At 39.2% G+C, this 1907-nt stretch carries 2 protein-coding genes; both read left to right on the top strand.

Going from position 1 to position 1907, the window contains the following annotated elements:
* Positions 1-73 precede the first annotated feature (73 nt).
* Entirely contained in the window at positions 74-1168 is a 1095-nt protein-coding gene (locus AC0QT4_RS09000) for a hypothetical protein (protein ID WP_473201330.1), read from the top strand.
* Positions 1104-1604 carry a hypothetical protein gene (locus AC0QT4_RS08995; protein ID WP_473201329.1) on the top strand — a complete coding sequence of 167 codons (501 nt, stop codon included), beginning with the start codon at positions 1104-1106 and terminating at the stop codon, positions 1602-1604. Before AC0QT4_RS09000 ends, AC0QT4_RS08995 begins: the two co-directional genes overlap by 65 nt.
* The last annotated feature ends 303 nt before the right edge of the window (positions 1605-1907 follow it).

Below are 1907 nucleotides of genomic sequence, written 5' to 3'. Positions count from 1 at the left end.
TATAATAGATTTTCAGAGCGCGCTTCGAAAGCAGCGATAGCGAGATGGCATAAGCATAAAACGGAGGAAATGCATGTCAACTAAGTTAGCTTGGGTTCGAAGTTTTCCCTCAGATTGTCTTGCAGAGACGAATGGGATGAAGGCATTTCAAATAGCAACATACGTTACATTAAAATGGCATATGCGTAAAAATGGTGAACCCATTTTTTATGATGAAGACCGATTAGCGCATAGCGCGGGATGTTCAAAAAAGATCTTCAATAAAGCCTTAGAATTTTTGTTACGTGATAAGAAAATCGTTTGTTTAGAAGATGGTCGATTATGGAGTTTGCAAGTTGAGGAGGAACTCAATAACTCTAATGAAAATTTAAATAAGTTTTCAGAGAGAGCGCAGAAGGCAGCAATAGCAAGGTGGGAAAAACATCATAAAGAAAAAACAAGCAGTAGCGATGATCAAGATGCTAAAAATTTTAAGCATGATGCTAAATATGATGCTTGTAGCAATGCTAAATCGATGCTTGATGATGCCAATCACAACCACAATCACAATCACATATACAATAAAAAAACTAACACTATCGTGTTATCAAAAAAAGAAAACGATATTGATTTTGAAAATATCGAAATTGTTGATGAGGCTCATAAGCCATCAGAGGATCATGATTGCGAAAAGCTAGCAGATGCAATCGAAACGGGTGCAGAGGATCAACCTCCCATTCACGAGCAAGAAAGCGTTCCCAAAAAAGCAAAACGGGCAAGAACTGATCGCGGCTGTCGATTACCGGACGATTTTGAACCGGATTACGATTTTGCAATTGCAGAGGGCTTGCCTCCAGAGCGCGTGAAAATCGAAATCGCAAAGTTTCGAGATTACTGGCGTTCAAAAAGCGGAGCCAATGCAACCAAGGTCGATTGGCAAGCAACATGGCGCAATTGGATCAGAAACTCAAAAGATCATAAAATTAATCAAATAGGTGGTCAGTATGGAAATCACTCTCAAAGGCAAAAAAGCATTGGAGAACGCATCGCAGACAGCATCCTTGATATCGGAAATCGAGGTTACTTTGAAACGCATTCACGAGATGATAGCTCAGGGGTTTCCTTTGGTTTTGAAGGATGGCAGCAAGCTAACCAAACAGCAGGAAACGATTGCCTTAGAAGCTGGTGATCAACTTCACGAGCTGTTTGCAGTGAAAGCCAGCAAAGAGGATATAGCCAAGGCAATTCGAATGCTTTCATGTGGTTTAAAAATAGCTCAACAGGCTGATCATGAGGGAATGGCGTTAACCTATGGAATGGTTTTGGAAAATGTTTCTGCGTGGTCCCTTATGACAACAGTGAAACGCATTTTATGCGATGAGGTAGAAGGTTTATCAGATACGTTTTTTCCTAGCACGCGTGAGTTAGTGAGATTGTGTCGTGATTTGGAAAGCAGTCTTTTGATAAAAGCTAATCTTGCACGCAAGGCTGTTTTGAATACTCGTGAAAAAACGGCACGAGAAAAGGTGCAAAGAGAGCATTTTAAACCCTTAACGTTATCTCAACAGCAAGAGCTTGAGAGAGCTTTTAGTGGCATAGGAGATGTATTGAAAAAGGTTGAATAGATAGCAAAGTGATGGAATTTTGTATGAGATATTGGGATAGATATGCGTTTAAATCGATAAAAAAGACCGTACAAAGCGATTTAGAGATTTTTTGATGAAATACACGTAAAAAACTAAAAACGCTCTGTACAGCCAATTTTGAGGCAAATAGACCAATAGGTAAAATTATGGACTAAAAGCATGGGAATTTTTAGAGATTTGTTTTTAACAAAACGTAAACAACCACAAAAAAAGTTTATTGCAACGGCAAGAGGGCATGCACCATGGGGATTAGGGGTCACTGAGTATTTTTATAATCTTTAC

The sequence above is a fragment of the Bartonella sp. EBT8 genome, assembly GCF_055796165.1.
This window is presented reverse-complemented; position numbering and strand designations above follow the sequence as displayed.

What these genes read in the sequence shown, in the direction of transcription:
- AC0QT4_RS09000 (WP_473201330.1), top strand. Translation starts at nt 74, where the DNA reads ATGTCAACTAAGTTAGCTTGGGTTCGAAGTTTTCCCTCAGATTGTCTT.